Source organism: Sphingomonas sp. PL-96 (assembly GCF_020707215.1).
Lineage (GTDB): Bacteria > Pseudomonadota > Alphaproteobacteria > Sphingomonadales > Sphingomonadaceae > Sphingomonas.
The window spans coordinates 102,311-118,490 of the sequence record NZ_JAJFET010000001.1 but is presented as its reverse complement, the minus strand read 5'-3'; the positions used below and the strand labels follow the sequence as shown (position 1 = coordinate 118,490).

Here is a 16,180-nt window from a genome sequence, read left to right as displayed (position 1 = left end):
TTCCGTGCGCGTGATCGCGCGCCTCACCTGCCGCAACGCGCCGGCATCGTCGCCTGTGCAGCCCGCTCGCTCGCCGCCGCCGGTTTCGACATCCGCGAGTCGCAGCAGCATGAGGATGTGGAGCGCGGCCGCTTCTTCGTGCAGGGCGCGCCATTGAACGGCGCGTACTTGCCCGCGCCACTCGCCTCCACCTGGAAGGCTGGGTGCTGTCAAAGCTGACCGTCAGTGCGTCACGTCCGGCGGCGGCGCGATGCCGAGCGTGCCGCGGATGCGCGGCCGTTTGCGCGCGCCGCCCGTCTTGCCGTCGCGCGGACGGATGCCCCCGATCCGCCCGAAGCCGAAGCTCAGCGCGATGCGCCGCTTCTCCTTGGCGTAGGCGCTCGCCACCGTGGGATAGTCCGCCGGCAGGTTCCAACGCGCACGATAGCCTTCCATGTCGGATCCCAGGCTGCGGACGTGCCGCGCCAGGAAGACGACGGACCTGCCGTCGTCCAGGCACACCAGATGGTCTGCGAACACCGATCGCACGCCATTGCGCACGAACCCCGCGGCCGCATCTGCCTCGGCCGCGTCCATGGCGTCGGCCGCAGCCGGCGTCTCCGCCGACTCCCCTTCGAGGGTCCCCAGGGTACGATGCACTGCAAGGATCAGCGCCTCGACCTCGTCGATCTTGAGCGCATTCCTGGCGATATAGGCGGCAACGATGCCGGCCGTCAGCGCGGTCCTGAAGCTGATGTCCGCCATCGCTCCGCTCCATCCGGTAAGTCGCTGGCAGCACTGTACCGAAGGCACGCTGGCCGCACCGCTGTAGTTTTGCGGAGGCACGCGCCGGCTCGGTAGATTGCACGAGTTACCGGGGCAGGTCCGGCTGGTAGCTAGGCGGAACTCATAGCGCCGCCGGGGCAGCCCGCGCCCCGCCGCGGCACTGGGGAACCGCAACACCGCGACAAGGAGCCCTGCATGCTGCGTCCCCTGCGGCCCTACGCCGAGCAAGCCGTCGGCGTGCACGATCATGTCCTCGCCGCCGCACTGGCGAACCCGACCCGGGTGGCAATCAGCGAAGCCGGCGTGGACACCGACTATCGCCGGCTCGAGCGCCGGGCCACGGCGCTGGCGCGGCGGCTGCTGCACGCCGGCACGCCGCCGCGATCGGTGGTGGCCGTGCGGATGCGACGCTCGACCGACCAGATCGTGGCGCTGCTCGGCACGTTGATGGCAGGCTGCGCGTTTCTGGTCATCGACCCGGACGATCCGGAGGAGCGCCGCGCCTTCATGATCGCCGACAGCGGCGCCGCCGCCGTGGTGGCGCGAGCGGCAGACGGCCCTCTGGCACCCGGCGAAATCCGGCTCGATCAGGAAGAGGAATTCGGCCGCGGCATCGACCTGCCCGCAGCCGGTGGCAACGATCTCGCCTATGTCGTCTACACCTCCGGCACCACCGGCGTTCCCAACGGCGTCGAGATCACCCACGACAATCTGCTGAGCTTCATCCAGTGGACGCTCCGCGCCTTTGCGGTGACGGCGCAGGACCGCGCCGGCTATGCGATGGGGCTCACTTTCGACGCGGCCCAGTCGGAGATCTGGCCCTATCTGGCCGCCGGCGCCGCGATCGAGGTGGTCGACGCCACCACCCGCACCTCTCCCGACCTGTTGCGCCGCTGGCTCATCGACCGCCGGATCACCATCGGCACCGTGCCCATGGCACTGGCGGAGCCGCTGCTTTCCGCATCCTGGCCGGAGGACATCGCGCTGCGCCTGATGCTCACGGGCGGCGACGTGCTGCGCGCCTTTCCAAAGGCCGTGTTCCCGTTCGACTTCATCAACAACTATGGCCCGTCGGAGTGCACCATTGCCGCCACGTCCGGCCTGGTGCCGGTGCGCGACGGCACCGAAGCCGATGAAAGCGCCGAGACCCTGCCGACCATCGGCTGGCCGATCGACGGCGCCGACATCCATCTGCTGGACGAGGCGATGCAGCCGGTGCCGCAAGGCGTGGAGGGCGAGATCTGGATCGGCGGGCGCTGCGTGGGTCGCGGTTACCGCCACCGGCCGGCGCTGACTGCGGCCAAGTTCGTGCCCGACCCGTTCTCGATCAGACCGGGCGCGCGCCTGTACCGCACCGGCGACCGCGCCCGCCGGCTCGACACTGGCGAGTTCGCCTTTTGTGGCCGCACCGACACCCAGGCCAAGATTCGCGGCGTCCGCATCGAACTCGACGAATTGGCGGTCTGCCTTCAGCGCCACCCGGCGATCGGGGCCGCGGTGGTGTCGATCCGCGAGGATGACACGCTCGGGCGCCAGCTGATCGCCTATGTCGCCCCGGTTCCCGGAGACACCGGCGCCACGCTGGCCACCCTTCCCACGCCAGAGGCGATGCGCAGCTTCCTCGAACGCCACCTTCCGCGCAGCCATATCCCCGCGCAGTTCGTGGCGCTGGCCGCACTTCCGATGACGCGCAACGGCAAGATCGACCGCGACGCGCTTCCTGCGCCCGAAAGTGTCCGCAGCGCCGGGCGCGCGCCGGAAACGGAGACCGAGATTGCGGTCGCAGAGATCGTGACGGGCGTGCTGGAGATCGACGACGTATCGGCCGAGGACGATTTCTTCCTCATCGGCGGCCATTCGCTGCTGGCGACACAGGTGGTGATCCAGTGTCGCGAAGTGTTCGAGGTCGAATTGACCCTGCGCGACCTGTTTGAAACTCCAACGGTCGAAGGTCTGGCTGCAGAGATCGACGCGCGCCTGACACGCTCCCACGGCTTTGTGCCCGACATGGAGGCGCCGCCGCAGCATGGGTTGCACGCACCGTGACCGCGCACCCTGCGCAGCGCGGTCCAAGCCTCGCCCAGCTCCTGCGCCCCGACATCCACGCCGACCCGCATCTCCTCTATCGGGAGATGCGCAGTCGCGGGCCGGTCATCTGGGATCCGTACGTCCACACCTGGATCGTTACCGGCTATGCGGAGGCGGTGGCGGTGTTCCAGGAATATCTGGCCGCGCGCACGCCGAGTGCCGAGACGTTCGGCCGCATGGGGCTGCCCATGCTCGCGCCCGCCGCCGACGTGCTGCGCCGGCAGATGATGTTCATGGATCCCCCGCGGCACATGCGCGTGCGCAACGCCTGCTCCGCCCTGTTTACCCCCGGGCGGGTGCGGGGGATGGAGGAGCGCATGCGCACCATCTGCCGCGAGCTGGTGGACCGGGTGCAGGACGGCGCCGTCTGGGACCTGCACGCCGATTATGCCGAGCCGCTGCCGGCGATGATCACCACCGAGATCGCCGGGCTTCCGCTCAAGGACTGGCGCCAGCTGCAGATCTGGTCCGACGATTTCGCCGCGCTGATCGGCAACTTCCACCAGTCGCGGTCCGAGGGCGACCGGCTCGCGGCATCGCTCGACCAGATGAGCGGCTATGTCGCCGGCATCATCGCCGACCAGCGCCGCGGCGAGGGACGCGGCTTGATCGGCGCGCTTCTGGATCAGGGCGACACCGATCCGCTCGAGGATGCCGACATCATCGCCAATGTCATCATCACCCTGGTCGGCGGCCTGGGTACCATCACCAACCTCATTTCCAGCGGTGTGGCCACGCTCACGCTCCACCCCGGCGCGATGCAGCGGATGCGCGACGACCCCGCCGTGATGCGCAGCGCCGTCGAGGAGATCCTGCGCTACCAGACGCCCAGCCAGTTCAGCGGCCGCATCGCCCCCGCCGACGCGACGCTGGGCGGGCAGGCGATCGCGCGCGGCGACGCGGTGATGGTGATGACCGCCGCGGCGAACCGCGATCCGCACGTCTTCCATGACCCCGACCGGTTCGACATCGCTCGCACCCCCAACCGCCACCTTGCCTTTGCCTGGGGTCCGCATTTCTGTTTCGGTGCCGCGCTCGCTCGCATGCAGGCGGCGATCGCATTCGGCGAGTTGCTCGGACGTGCTGCCACGATCGAGCTCACCGGCGCGTCACTCGAGTGGCGGGAAAATCTGGGGCTGCGCGGCCTTCGCACGCTTCCCGTCATCACCACGCTGGCGAAGCCCGACCGCTGACCGGACAGATACCTGGCCTGCCGTCGCCTGCCTCCGGCCGGTCCGACTCGCACGCACGCAGCGACGCCGCTGGGGTGCGGTCGGTTCGTCGATTGTCCGACTGCCAGCCGGGTAGGGTGATGGAACGCAGGTGAGGCGCGCACCCCGCAACGCCTGACCGTCACCCCTGCGCGCGCGCAAATCGCCAGAACCGACGGTTTCCAAAATCGTCGTTGGGTGCCCCGTCGTCGCGATGCTCCCAATCGTAGCGAAAAAAGCCTCCGGAATTCAGATCCGGCGAGAAGTGGCGTTCGACATCGAGCCCGGCCTCTTGCGCGAGGCGCTCTACGTAGAAGGGCGAAGGCCGGCTGCCCACGCCGTTCAGCGCCTCCTCGTCCACTTCCACCCGCTCGTCGCGAAACAGGATATGATGGGGATCCAGCGAGTCGCAGACCACGGTTTCCAGCACGATCTCGTCCGCCATGCCAAAGCAGCAGGCCAGGTGTGCGTCCACTTCGCGCAGATGATAGATCAGCCCGAAGTTGATCAGGAGATCGAACCGGCCGAGGGCGGCAAAGTCCCGCTCCAGGTCCATCTGCACGAAAGACAGCCGCGGCACTGCCCGGTGTCGGAGCTTGGCATAGTTGATGTTGCGGACCCGCCCATCCACGCACAGGACCTCGGCACCCAGGTCGGCAAAAAAGGCGCCGATGTCGCCATGGCCACAGCCCAGCTCCAGCACGCGCCTACCCTTGAAATACTCCGTCCCATAGATCTCAAGCAGCTTTTCGATCCGGCGCGCACGCCAGTCGAGGTAGGTGCGGTCGTGCAGGCCGGTGTTCCGCAGCATGGCGACATGCGCGACATGCAGGTCGACCGGCGGCAGCCGCGCCTCCAGCATCAGCAGGTCGGTGCGATCGCGGGCCTGGTCCATCAACGCCGGCAGCCCGCGCCGAAGCAGCATCGCCATGCCGAGGAGCGGCTCGGGCATCAACGACGACCAAGAGTTCCAGGATCGAAATGCATTTTGCAGCATCGAGGCCATTCCACCCCTCCAGACAGCCGAGCCGCTCCAGCGGCCCCGCGGGCGCGCTGCCCGTCTGCCCGCCCGTCCCCCATGGAAACGCGCCTCGGTTCGTGCTCGGCTCTGTCGCGCGCTTTGGGGGCGGGTTCGGGACCGATCGCCCGCGTTCTTACGCCGCCCCCGCGCAGCAGATCGCCGAACTGCGCGACGCGAAGGCACGGCCCGCTTGGCTGCGCGCCACTCCCCATGCCCCGCGCACGATGCTCAAGCCGCCACGTGCCCAGCCCGCACCATCGGAACGACACCCGAGCGCACGGCTTCGGCCGCCATCTGCGCGCGGTTGCGGCTGTTCGTCTTCGAGCGCAGATGCTCGATGTGGCACTCCACGGTACGATGCGCGATGCCTAGCTCGATCGCGATTTCCTTGGCGGAGAGACCTTCGACAACACGCTCCAGGACTTCCCGTTCCCGGGCGGTCAACGAAGCCGAGTCCCACGACACAGTTTGACGGCCAATCATTTTGCCTCCGACGTGTCCGATTGAAATACCTGCACACAGCCAAGATGTAGAAGACCTTACGCCACGATGTGCGACAGCAAGATCACTCATCAGGTCTTTGCTTGCTCATGCAAACTCGTTGCCGGACCTCGATATAACTTGATCTTAGTCAAGTCATCCCCCCTTTATGGGGTATTGGGACTTGCGCCTCCCCTTTCTTGTGAATCCAGAGATGCTTGGCTCGCCCGATCCCCCTGATCGGGTGAAGTCAAGGTCACCGCCCAAAGTGCTGCCTGGGTCCTGTTTTCCAGGCCGAGCTTCCGGAAAATCGACTTCACATGCGCCCGCACCGTCTCGCCTGAGATCTTCATTGCCTGCGCGATTGCCTTGTTCGACAGACCAGCCGCGAGGTGCGAGAGGACCACCAGTTCGCGCGGCGACAACCGGGTCTCGCCGGACCCATGAACCGTCACACGCATCGGCTGACCGGTGTCCCCACGTCCGTCGCCGAGCCGCGCCCCGCTATCCTGCGGCTGCGCCCCGGGAGCCTGGGACGGCGTCCCGCCCCCGTCCCGTTGCGTGGCGACCCCACTCCGCGCAGCGGCTGCCCCATTCCCCGCCGCGGCTGCGCCGTGCCGCGGTTCCTGCGCGCCTGCCGCTGGGCTGCCTGCCGAGCCGATCTTCCCCGAAACCCCGCCAGCGTCGACCCGCGCGCTTGTCGACTCGGCTGGGCAGCGCCGGACCTCGAACGCCTTCAGGTCCTCACCGACGACAACGACGCACGCGATGCTCGGCGTGGCGTGGGCGCCCTCCACCAGCACGACGTCCAGGCAGATGCCGGTGTCGCCGATCACCACGCGGACTAGATCCGGCCCCGTACCTTCTCCCTGATCGCGCTGTGCCGTCATGACTGGTGCCATGCTCCACCTTGCCGGAGTCCTGACGAAGGTTCCCCTAGGTTACTCAAACATGATTTATGGACCATTAGGAAGTACGTATAACCACGGATGGGCGGGCGCCAGCCAAGATATCCGTAGTTAACACGTTTTGACCCGCTCGACGGCGGAGCGATACATCCAATCTGAACGGCTATTTCCTCCTTGTCGGGGCAGTTTCATTACTAAACATTTCTGGATGCGGAGGCGACGTTACATGTTACATCGGGGCAGCCGCCACGCTGCGGATGGAAATACGACCGTGGATGGTCGCATCGCAAGTCACGCAACATCCGAACCCGATCGAATTGCTGTGTCGCACAACGGCGGCAACACCAGCCGCGCCAATCTGGAGCGCATGGCGGAGGCGCTCGCCCAACGCCTGCTCGCCGCCGGTGCCGAGCAGGACAAGACGGTGGCGGTGTGCCTGCCCCGAGGCGTCCAGCAGATCGCCGCCTGCCTCGCCGTCCTCAAGATCGGTGCGGCCTGCCTCGCCTTGTCGCCCCAGGATTCGCTGGAGATGCTGCGCTTCCGGCTGGCGGATTGTGGCGTCGTCCTGCTCGTGGTCCAAAATGAACGCGATCCCATCGTTTCGCTCGCCGCCGGCGCCGAGGTTCTGGCGATTGACCCCGCCCTTCCCACGCGCATTCGCGACCTGCCGGCTACCGCATCCGGCTCCCGTCCGGCGAGCGTCGCATGGCTTGCGTCGGCGACCTGCGCCGGCGGGGCGAGCTGCGGCGCGGAAATCACACACGCCAATGTGCTGCTGCTCGCCGACTGGCTGCAGGCATCGTGCGGCATCGGCCCGCGCGACCGCGTCTGTCACATGGCAGAGCCGGGGAGCTCGGCGGCGATGCTGGAGGTGTGGCCCTGCCTCGCCGCCGGTGCGACCCTGGTGGTGATGGACGACGCCATCGCGGCGAGCCCGGTCGCGATCCGCGCCTGGCTGGAGGCGGAGGCGATCACTGCCATGATCGCCGGCGAAGACGCGATCGACGCGCTTGCCCAGGCACCGCTCGGCCGGGAGGCGCGCCTGCGCCTGGTGATGACGGACGCCGAACGCGCGAGGCGCTATCCCGCATCTCCATCCTTTCGCATCCTTGCCACCTGGGGACAGGACGAGTGCACGCTGGTCAGCGCCGCGCACCTGGTCCACCGCAACGAGCGCCCCGGCTCACCCCATATCGGCCGCCCCATCGCGGGCGCCGCCATCCACATCCTGGATGAAGACGGCCAGCGGGTGCCGCTGGGGCAGGAAGGCGAGTTGTGGATCGCTGGGGCCGGCGTCGGCCACGGCTACCGCAACCGCCCGCACCTCACCGCCGAACGGTTCGTCCCCGATCCCTTCGGCAGGGATCCGGCGGGCATGATCTTCCGCACCGGCCATCGCGGGCGTGCGCTTCCGGGCGGCGCCATTCGACGCAGCATCCAGCCGGAGGTCTGCTGACATGGCGACCGTCCTCGCGCCCCCCCGCCCGCGTCCTGCGCGTACCCCGCCGATCGCGCCGCGCCCCCCCGGGGCGGCGACACCGATGACGGAAGAGCAGCGCCATGTCTGGCTGCACGTCGCGCGCTTCCCCGGCACGCCGCTGTACAATGAACCGTTCACCATCCTGCGCAAGGGTCGGTCCAGCCTGCAGGCATTCCAGGCCTGCTTCGAGGAGATGGTGCGCCGGCACGAGGCATGGCGCACCACCTTCGCCGAAGAGGATGGCGGACCCGTCCAGGTCATTCATGACGAAATGCCCTTTCATTTCGCCACGGTGGATCTGACCGGCATCACGCGCATGGAGGATCGCGAGCGCGAAGCTCTGGCCCTCGCGGAGGTCGATGCCTGGAGGCCGTTCGATCTGGTCCACGGGCCCCTGTTCCGTGGCCGCGTCGCCAAACTGGCCGAGGACGACCACCGGCTCTACCTCGTCCTCCACCATCTCATCTTCGACGGTATCTCGATCACCCGCGTGATGATGCCGGAGCTCGCCGCGCTCCACGATGCGTTCATGGAGGAGCGGCCGCCCAGCCTGCCGGAACCTGCTGCCCAATATGGCGACTATGCCGTCTGGCAGCGCGAGGCGCCGCGCCAGCGCGCCTGGGACGGGCAGATCGACTATTGGCGCCGTACGCTGGGCAACGATCCGCCGATCCTGCAATTGCCGGCCGATCGTCCGCGCTCGCCCGATTCATCGGCAAGCGGCGCGATGGAGACGTTCCAGGTGCCGCAGGACCTGCTGGCGGCGCTTCAGGAGCTCAGCCGCGCGCAGGGCGTCACCCTCTACATGACGGTGCTCGCCACCTTCTGCACGCTGCTTCACCGCTATTCGGGCCAGGACGACCTCATCGTCGGCGGCGTCGCCGACACCCGCCGCCGGCCCGAGACCCAGCGGATGATGGGCTATTGCATCAACAGCATGGCGCTGCGTAGCCGCCCCGCGCCCGATCTGTCGTTCCGCGACTATCTCCACCAGGTCCGCGACGTGGTGATCGGCGCGATCGAGAACAGCGAGCTGCCCTTCGGCCAGCTCCTTCAGTCGCTCGGCATCCGCAGCGAAACCGGGATCGCGCCGATCTTCCAGGTGATGTTCACGCTCGACCCGCCCCGCTCGCGCGAGCTGGAGGGCTGGGATCTGATCGCGCTGCAGGTGCCCCCGCGCACCGCCAAATACGATCTGTACACGGAGATCACCGACACCGGCGACGGGCTGTGCGTGCGGATGATGTACGGAACCGACCTGTTCGATGCGGAGACGATCACCGCCATGGCCCGGCACTGGCAGCGGCTGATGCGCGCTGCGGCGACTGCACCGGAGACCCGCCTCATCGACCTGCCGATGATGGACGCGACCGAGTCCGCCACCATGCTCCGGATCGCGGAAGGGGAAACACGGCCAGTCCCGGAGCGCGCGCTTCCGGAACATGCCCGCCAGGCCAGCTGGGCGCGGCCCGCGCACCCTGCCGTCCGCTGTGCCGGCACCAGCTGGACGCATGCGGAACTGTGGAAGCGCGTCGACGAACTCACCACTCACCTGCGCCTCGCCGGGGTCGGCAAGGGAGATCTGGTCGCCGTGTGCATGACGCGCTCGGCGGACACCGTCGCCGCGCCGCTTGCAATCATGCAGGCCGGTGCCGCCTATCTGCCGCTCGACCCGTCCTTCCCCGCCTCGCGGCTCGACGCGATCGTCGAGGATGCCCTGCCGGTGATGGTGATCACCAACCGGTCGAGCGGCGGCGTGCTGCCCGGCTGGGGCATCCCCGTGCTCACCTGCGACGACCTGCCCGCCATCCACCCCGCCTCCGGCCGCGGCGTCACCGTTGCAGAGCCAGACCCGGACGACCTCGCCTATGTGATCTACACGTCCGGATCGACGGGCGTGCCCAAGGGGGTGGAAATCGCCCATCGCTCGGTCGTGAACCTGCTGGAATCGATGCGCCGCGCGCCCGGCTTCAGTCCGGATGACGTGCTGTTCGCGATCACCACGCCCACCTTCGACATCTCCATCCTGGAGCTGTTCCTGCCGCTGGTCGCCGGCGGCACCGTGGTGGTGGCAACCAGCGCCGAATCGCGCGATCCGCTGCTGCAGGCGGATGCCGTCGCGCGGAGCGGCTGCACGGTGATGCAGGGGACGCCGGCCACCTGGCGGGCGCTGTTCTCCGCAGGCTGGACCGGCCAGCCCGGCCTCAAGATCCTGTGCGGGGGAGAGGCGCTGCCTCGCGACCTTGCCGACCGGATCCTGGCCGCCGGCATGACATTGTGGAACATGTACGGCCCGACCGAGACCACCGTCTGGTCGAGTATCGAAAAGGTCGGTGCCGACCGCATCACCATCGGCCGGCCGATCGACAACACGCGCATGCTGGTGCTCGACGACGCCGGCCGCCCGCAGCCGCCCAACACCGCCGGCCATCTGCTGATCGGCGGCGATGGTCTGGCGCGCGGCTATCGCGATCCGGCACTCACGGCCCGAACCTTCACCCGGCTCGACAGCGTCGGGGGTGAACGGTTCTACCGCACCGGCGACATCGCGCTCCTGCGTCGGGACGGCCGCTGCGAGTGGCTCGGCCGCCGCGACGGCCAGGTGAAGGTGCGCGGCTTCCGCATCGACCTGGGTGACGTGGAGTCGGCGCTGGCCGCGCATCCGGGCGTCGCGCTGGCCGCGGTCAAGACCTTCGACCAGGCCGGTCAAGTCGGCCTCGCCGCCTTTTACGTGCCGCGCGCTGGCGCAGCGCCGACTGCGGCGGATCTGCGCGACCATCTGCGCCAGATCCTGCCTTCCTACATGATCCCGGCGCAGTTTGCCCCCATCGCTCGGATGCCGCTGTCCACCAGCGGCAAGGTCGATCGCAAGGCGCTTCCGGCGGTCGAGCCGCAGGCACGCGAACCGCGGCTGCACGAGGCGCCGCAGGGCGAGGCAGAGCTTCGGCTCGCCGCCATTTGGTCCGAAATCCTGTCGGTTCCCGACATCGGCGTCACCGACGACTTCCAGGAACTGGGCGGCCACTCGCTGCTTGCCGCGCGCATGATGGGGCGGATCGCCGCGGAATTCGGCCAGCGGCTGCCGATCTCCACCCTGCTGCGCGCGCCGACGATCCGCACCATGGCGGCGATGCTCGAACGGGGAGAGGTGCCCGGCGGCGTTCCCGACACGGTGATGATCCAGGACGGGGTCGGGCCGCCGCTGTTCTGGATTGATGCGGTGCCCAACCTCAGGCCCGGCTATTACCGCGCGATGGCGGCGGCGGTCGGCACCGGCCAGGCGATCGTTGGCCTGCCCATCGACCTCGACCGCTACGACGGCTTGCGCGGCGACGTGACGGTGCTCGACATCGCCCGCGACGTTGCGGCCCGCATCCAGGCGCATCCCTACGCCGAACCCTTCATGCTCGGCGGCTGGTGCAATGGCGGCATCCTCGCCTACGCAGTGGCTGCCGAGCTGGAGCGGCGCGGTGCGGAGGTGTCGCTGCTGGTGCTGCTCGATACGTCCAATCCGGCGCGCTATCGCACCGCCGCCGCACGCGTGCGCCACCAGGTCGCACAGCTCGCCACCCTGCCGATCGGGTGCAAGATGCCGTTCGCCATGGAGACGCTGCGCGGCTACGCATCGCGCTTCCGGCGGCGGCACATCCCTGCCCGGACCGAGACGGGCGAGCTGCTCGACCTCAACGACCGCTTCATGCGCCTTGTGAAGGACTATGATCCGGTCCCCTTTGCCGGCAGGATGACGCTGTTCCAGCCGCGCGAGGGCAAGATCGACTATGCGCCCGGCTGGCGCGACCTGGTCGCCGATCTGCGCGTAGAGGACGTGCCGGGCGGCCATGTGTCGGTGCTCGATACCCCGCATGTCGCCACGCTGGGACGGCGCATCGCCGCCCATATCCAGCACGTGCGCCGCCGGACGGCGGAGCGGGCGACCGCATGATGGCCGCAGCGGCGACGGTGGAGCTGGTCCGCGTCGACCTGGATGCGGTGCTGCCGGAGGTGCTGACCGCCCTTACCACTGCGGGGGAACGCGAGGAGGCGGCGCGCCGGCGCAACCCTGCCGATGCGCGCCGCTTCCTTGCGCGGCGGGCGGCGATGCGGGCCAATCTCGCGCGGTTGCTGCGGCGACCGGCACGGGAGATCGCGCTCGCCCGCGATCCGCTCGGCCGGCCGCAGGTGCCCGGCAGCGGTATCCACGTCAGCCAGTCCTCGCGTGGCGGCGTGATGATCGCTGCCTTCAGCACCGATCGCCCGGTCGGCTGCGACGTAGAGGAGGTCCGCGGCGATGTCGACGTGGATGCCGTCGCAGAACTCTGCCTGGGTCCGGCCGAACGCCGCATGCTGCGCACCGTCCCTCTCCCGCTTCGCCCGCGCCTGTTCTACGACTGCTGGACGCGCAAGGAAGCCTTTCTGAAGGCCATCGGCACCGGCATGATCGTCGACATGGCCAGCTTCGAAACCACCCGCCGTGCGGGCCCTGCCACCCGCTGGGGCAGGGTCGACTGGGCGTCCGAGAGCTGGAGCCCGCTGGCCGGCTTCGCTGCGGCGGTGGTTGCGCGCGGCACCGACTGGCGCCTGCAGCACTGCCCGGACGTGACGATGCTAGGCTTCGGCCTTGCGGCATGAGGCAAAGGCGCTGCGATACGCCGCCCCCGCGGGCTTGAGCGCACTGCCGCTCAGCTTGCCCTGAAACGTCGAGTCCGAATTCCAATAGCCTTGATAGAGCGGCCGGGTGTGGTCGAACCAGGCGGCTACCTCTGCGACATAGGGTCCGGCCCCGGGTGCCATCACCCCCCATTCGGCATAGGCGGTCGGCTTGTCATGCGCCGCCGCGAACGTCTCGAGCCAGCGGAAGCCATAGGGCCGCTCGAGGTTGTACACCCACGCCAGCCGCGCATCCTGCGGCAGCCAGCGCGTGTCGTAATAGGCGTCGATCCCGATCACGTCGACGACATCATCGCCGGGATAGGAATGCGCCGGATCCTCTTCCCCGCCGATGTTGGGCACCCATTCGAAGCGGAAACGCGGCGACACCGAGCGGAACGCGGCGACGAACCCGCGAAAGGCGGCGATATATTCGCGCTCGCGCCCCCGCGACGCCCAGGGGAAGAAGTCGGCGTTGAACTCCCATCCGGTCCGGATCGGGATGGTCGCGTCCCCTGGCGTGCCGGCCAGGATCTCGCGCGCCGCTCGCACATAGCGGGGGGCGTACCGGCCCCGGCCCGCCTCCGCCAGCGAGGCCCCCAGCGGGATCAGCGGGATCGTCCAGTAGAGCCGCCGCTGCGTGCCCCGCCAGCGGTTCAGCTGGAACCCGACCGACCCCGACCAGTCGGCCCAGTCGGCCTGCCCGGTATGGACCGCCACCCCGTCCACCGGGCAGCCCAGCCAGTGCTCGAACTGCCGCAGTTCCGCGGGGTCATTGCCGACATGCACCACCAGCGCGGTTTCGCCCTCCCCCGGCGGCACGCGCAGCGCGACGCCGGCGGTGGCAACAAGTATCGCAAGCGCGACGCCGATCTTCCCCAGCGACATCCTCGTCTCCCGTCGGTTTTTGGCACCATGGCCAAGCCTGCGGGCCCGCGCATCGGTAATCGGGCCGACTAGGAGGCGTTCCGGCGCTCCGCCATGGTGGCTGCAGACAAGGGGTTTGAGGAGCGGTGGGATGCGGGGCGGGTTCAGGCTGTCGTCGATGCGCGTCCTCTATGTGACGCGCGTCTACCCCTATCGCCCGGTGTTCGGGGGAGAGATCGCCTATTCCCGCGGCGTCCTGGAATCGCTCAGCCACGCCTGCGACCTGACCGTGCTCGCCACCACCAACGGCGAAAGGCCGGTGGGCATTCTCGAGGAGAACGGCGTACGCTGGCGGCTGGTGCCCCAGTCGCGCCGGCCGCAGGCGCTGTCGCTGTTCACCGGCATGCCCAACATCATGTGGCGCAACGCGACCCCTGCCTATCACCAGGCGCTGGCCGAGCTGCTGCGCGAGCCGTTCGACGCGGTGGTGCTGGACCACATCGCCTCCGTTCACGCGCTGCCGCAGCTCGCTGCCTGGCGCGACGCCCATCCGGACGCCTGCCTCCTCTACCTCTCGCACGAGCATGAGCGCACCACCCGGACCGAGAAATACGCAAGCTATGCCGGTGGCAATCCGCTTCGGACGGTCGCGATGCGGCTCGATGGCTGGAAGGTCGGCCGCTGGGAAGACGATGTCGTGCGCTGCGCCGATATCGTCAGCCTGATCAACCCGCACGAGCGCAGCCTGTTCGAGGCCAATGTCGGCGCACGACGCTATATCACGACCCTGCCCGGCTACGACGGCACGCGGCGTCCGGTGCGGCGCATCACCGCGGACACTCCGTTGCGCATCGCGCTGCTGGGCGGGCGCGGCCCGATCCACAAGCGCAACATCCTACGCGACTGGCTCGATGCCTGCGCAGGGCCGATGGCGGAAGCCGGCATCGAAATGGACGTGGTCGGCAACATCGATCCGGAGTTCCGCGCGGCCCTCACGCGGCGGCACCCCTCGATCCACTTCTCCGGCTTTGTCGAGGATCTCGACGCGCATCTGCAGGGCGCGCGGCTGGGCGTAGTGCCAGACACGGTCGGGCGCGGGGTCAAGGTGCGGCTGACCAGCTACATCTTCTCGCGCCTGCCGATGGCGGGGATCGCCGGCGCGATCGACGGCTTGCCGCTCCGTCCCGGCATCGACTTCGTGGAGGCGCCGGACCTCGCCTCCCTGACGCAGACCTGCATACGGCTGGTCCACGACGTCGATCGGCTCAACCGCCTGCAGGAAAACGCCTTTGCCGCCTGCGACGGCCGCTTCGACTGGCGCACCCGCGGCGCCGACATCGTCGAGGCATTCCACGAGCACCGGCGGCAGCGAATGGCGATGCCGGCAGCAGCGTCGATGGCGGCGACTCGGCTGGAGGCTCCGGTGCTGGGCGGGGGGCTGGCATGATCCCGCTGGCGCTGCTGGCCGCGGCAGCCGTGACCGGCATGCTGTTCCTGTTCCCCTACACCCTCTATCCGCTCGCGCTCGGCCTCGCGCCGCGCCGACCACTCCGGCTGCGCGCGCGGCGTGCGCCCACCGCTACGCTGCTGTTCTGCGCCTATAACGAAGCCGCCTCGATCCCGGCGAAGCTCGCCAACCTGCGCGCGATCCGGGACGTCTGGCCGACGATGCGCTTTCGCTGCTTCGTCGACCAGAGCAGCGACGACACGCTGGCGTTGCTGCGCGCCGCGTCCGATCTGGTGGAGGTGGATACCGTGGGCGAACGCGTGGGCAAGGCGACGGGCATGCGCCGCCTCGTCGCCGCCTCGGACACCGACATCCTGATCTTTACCGATGCCAACGTCCTGCTGGAGCCGCGCTGCGTGCCCCGGCTGCTGGCCTATTTCTCCGACCCGGAGGTCGGCGGCATCTGCGGCACACTCCACTACACCAACCCGGATGCGAGCGAGGCGACCGTCACCTCCTCGGCCTATTGGCGGCTGGAGGAGCGGATCAAGGCACGCGAATCCGCCAGCGGCTCGACCATAGGCGCCGACGGCTCGATCTTCGCCACCCGACGCCTCCTCTATCCCGACGTGCCCGCCGACCTGCTCGACGACTTCATCGTGTCGATGACGGTCGTGCTGCGCGGCCTGCGGCTGGTGAGCGCGCCCGACGTCCACGCCTATGAAACCGCCGTTTTGGAAGGCGCGGACGAGTTCCGCCGCCGCCGCCGCATCGCCTGCCGCGCCTATCGCACCCACCGCCACCTGCGCGGGCAGCTCCTGTCCATGTCCTGGCTGGACATCGCCAAATACGCCTCACACAAGCTGATCCGCTGGTACGGCATCTGGCTCGCGCTCGCCTCGCTGCTGTTTGCCGGCCTTGCCGCCATCGCATACCTGGGACTGGCACTCGGGCTCCCGCTGGTCGCCATCGTTGGAGCAGCATGCATCCTGGCTGCCCGCCTGCCGCTCGCCCCGGTCCGCACGGCGCGGGAGGCGCTGCGGCAATTCTGGGCGACCGGACTCGGCATGGTCGATGCGTGGCGCGGCCGGACCTACCAGACCTGGAGCACGCCCGCCGCGCGCCCGCCCGTCGACCTGGCCATCGCGCCGGCGCCCCCGATCGCCGTCCCGCTTCGCACGTCCGCCGGGGCTTACCGATGATGCGGGGGCATCGGTAATCACGCCGACGTGACGCCCACCCGCTGCGGCGCCATGATCGGCTGAG

The 16,180-nt window shown here is 68.9% G+C and carries 12 protein-coding genes; 7 read left to right on the top strand and 5 right to left on the bottom strand.

The features are described from left to right. Positions 1-222: 222 nt before the first annotated feature. Complete coding sequence (locus tag LK533_RS00545; protein WP_229360616.1) at positions 223-744, bottom strand: MucR family transcriptional regulator; 522 nt, start codon at positions 742-744, stop codon at positions 223-225. Between the two features lie 216 nt (positions 745-960). Here LK533_RS00545 and LK533_RS00540 point away from each other — a divergent pair, with 216 nt between their 5' ends. Together LK533_RS00540 and LK533_RS17890 are read left to right on the top strand one after the other, a co-directional pair. Continuing rightward, positions 961-2,811: a non-ribosomal peptide synthetase gene (locus LK533_RS00540; protein ID WP_229360615.1), complete on the top strand. Its 1,851-nt coding sequence runs from the start codon at positions 961-963 to the stop codon at positions 2,809-2,811. Further along, positions 2,808-4,046, top strand: coding sequence for a cytochrome P450 (locus LK533_RS17890; RefSeq protein WP_229360614.1), 1,239 nt, complete (start codon positions 2,808-2,810; stop codon positions 4,044-4,046). Before LK533_RS00540 ends, LK533_RS17890 begins: the two co-directional genes overlap by 4 nt. A 160-nt stretch (positions 4,047-4,206) precedes the next feature. Here LK533_RS17890 and LK533_RS00530 read toward each other — a convergent pair whose 3' ends face one another. From LK533_RS00530 to LK533_RS00520, 3 genes are all read right to left on the bottom strand, one after another. Continuing rightward, complete coding sequence (locus LK533_RS00530) at positions 4,207-5,016, bottom strand: class I SAM-dependent methyltransferase (RefSeq protein ID WP_229360613.1); 810 nt, start codon at positions 5,014-5,016, stop codon at positions 4,207-4,209. Between the two features lie 297 nt (positions 5,017-5,313). Beyond that, positions 5,314-5,529, bottom strand: coding sequence for a response regulator transcription factor (locus LK533_RS00525; protein ID WP_229360612.1), 216 nt, complete (start codon positions 5,527-5,529; stop codon positions 5,314-5,316). Between the two features lie 203 nt (positions 5,530-5,732). Further along, positions 5,733-6,455, bottom strand: coding sequence for a response regulator transcription factor (locus LK533_RS00520; RefSeq protein ID WP_229360611.1), 723 nt, complete (start codon positions 6,453-6,455; stop codon positions 5,733-5,735). A 226-nt stretch (positions 6,456-6,681) separates the two neighbouring features. Between LK533_RS00520 and LK533_RS00515 the strand changes: the two genes are divergently transcribed. The 3 genes from LK533_RS00515 to LK533_RS00505 all read left to right on the top strand — a co-directional run bounded on the left by LK533_RS00515 (position 6,682) and on the right by LK533_RS00505 (position 12,582). Next, positions 6,682-7,929, top strand: a complete 1,248-nt coding sequence (locus LK533_RS00515) for an AMP-binding protein (RefSeq protein WP_324255247.1) — start codon at positions 6,682-6,684, stop codon at positions 7,927-7,929. An 85-nt stretch (positions 7,930-8,014) separates the two neighbouring features. Beyond that, positions 8,015-11,896 (top strand): non-ribosomal peptide synthetase, encoded by a 3,882-nt coding sequence (locus LK533_RS00510; protein WP_229360609.1) that lies wholly within the window; start codon positions 8,015-8,017, stop codon positions 11,894-11,896. Next, positions 11,893-12,582 (top strand): 4'-phosphopantetheinyl transferase family protein, encoded by a 690-nt coding sequence (locus LK533_RS00505; protein ID WP_229360608.1) that lies wholly within the window; start codon positions 11,893-11,895, stop codon positions 12,580-12,582. The genes LK533_RS00510 and LK533_RS00505 overlap by 4 nt, the downstream gene beginning before the upstream one ends. On the opposite strand, the gene LK533_RS00500 is transcribed toward LK533_RS00505, so the two are convergent. Beyond that, a complete protein-coding gene (locus LK533_RS00500; RefSeq protein ID WP_229360607.1) occupies positions 12,559-13,488 on the bottom strand; it encodes a glycosyl hydrolase in 930 nt (309 codons plus the stop codon). The two genes, LK533_RS00505 and LK533_RS00500, sit on opposite strands and share 24 nt — an antisense overlap. 130 nt (positions 13,489-13,618) lie before the next feature. On the opposite strand from LK533_RS00500, the gene LK533_RS00495 reads away from it, so the two are divergent. Both LK533_RS00495 and LK533_RS00490 read left to right on the top strand, forming a co-directional pair. After that, entirely contained in the window at positions 13,619-14,914 is a 1,296-nt protein-coding gene (locus LK533_RS00495) for a glycosyltransferase (RefSeq protein WP_229360606.1), read from the top strand. Then, the gene (locus LK533_RS00490; RefSeq protein WP_229360604.1) at positions 14,911-16,116 is read left to right on the top strand and encodes a glycosyltransferase; all 1,206 of its coding nucleotides are present in this window, start codon (positions 14,911-14,913) and stop codon (positions 16,114-16,116) included. The genes LK533_RS00495 and LK533_RS00490 overlap by 4 nt, the downstream gene beginning before the upstream one ends. Positions 16,117-16,180 lie beyond the last annotated feature (64 nt).

Bases quoted from the DNA above. Each gene is read 5' to 3' on its own strand.
- LK533_RS00515 (WP_324255247.1), top strand. From the start codon at position 6,682: ATGCGGAGGCGACGTTACATGTTACATCGGGGCAGCCGCCACGCTGCG.
- LK533_RS00500 (WP_229360607.1), bottom strand. From the start codon at position 13,488: ATGTCGCTGGGGAAGATCGGCGTCGCGCTTGCGATACTTGTTGCCACC.
- LK533_RS00490 (WP_229360604.1), top strand. From the start codon at position 14,911: ATGATCCCGCTGGCGCTGCTGGCCGCGGCAGCCGTGACCGGCATGCTG.
- LK533_RS00520 (WP_229360611.1), bottom strand. From the start codon at position 6,455: ATGACGGCACAGCGCGATCAGGGAGAAGGTACGGGGCCGGATCTAGTC.
- LK533_RS00495 (WP_229360606.1), top strand. From the start codon at position 13,619: ATGCGGGGCGGGTTCAGGCTGTCGTCGATGCGCGTCCTCTATGTGACG.
- LK533_RS00540 (WP_229360615.1), top strand. From the start codon at position 961: ATGCTGCGTCCCCTGCGGCCCTACGCCGAGCAAGCCGTCGGCGTGCAC.
- LK533_RS00505 (WP_229360608.1), top strand. From the start codon at position 11,893: ATGATGGCCGCAGCGGCGACGGTGGAGCTGGTCCGCGTCGACCTGGAT.
- LK533_RS00530 (WP_229360613.1), bottom strand. From the start codon at position 5,016: ATGCCCGAGCCGCTCCTCGGCATGGCGATGCTGCTTCGGCGCGGGCTG.
- LK533_RS00510 (WP_229360609.1), top strand. From the start codon at position 8,015: ATGACGGAAGAGCAGCGCCATGTCTGGCTGCACGTCGCGCGCTTCCCC.
- LK533_RS00545 (WP_229360616.1), bottom strand. From the start codon at position 744: ATGGCGGACATCAGCTTCAGGACCGCGCTGACGGCCGGCATCGTTGCC.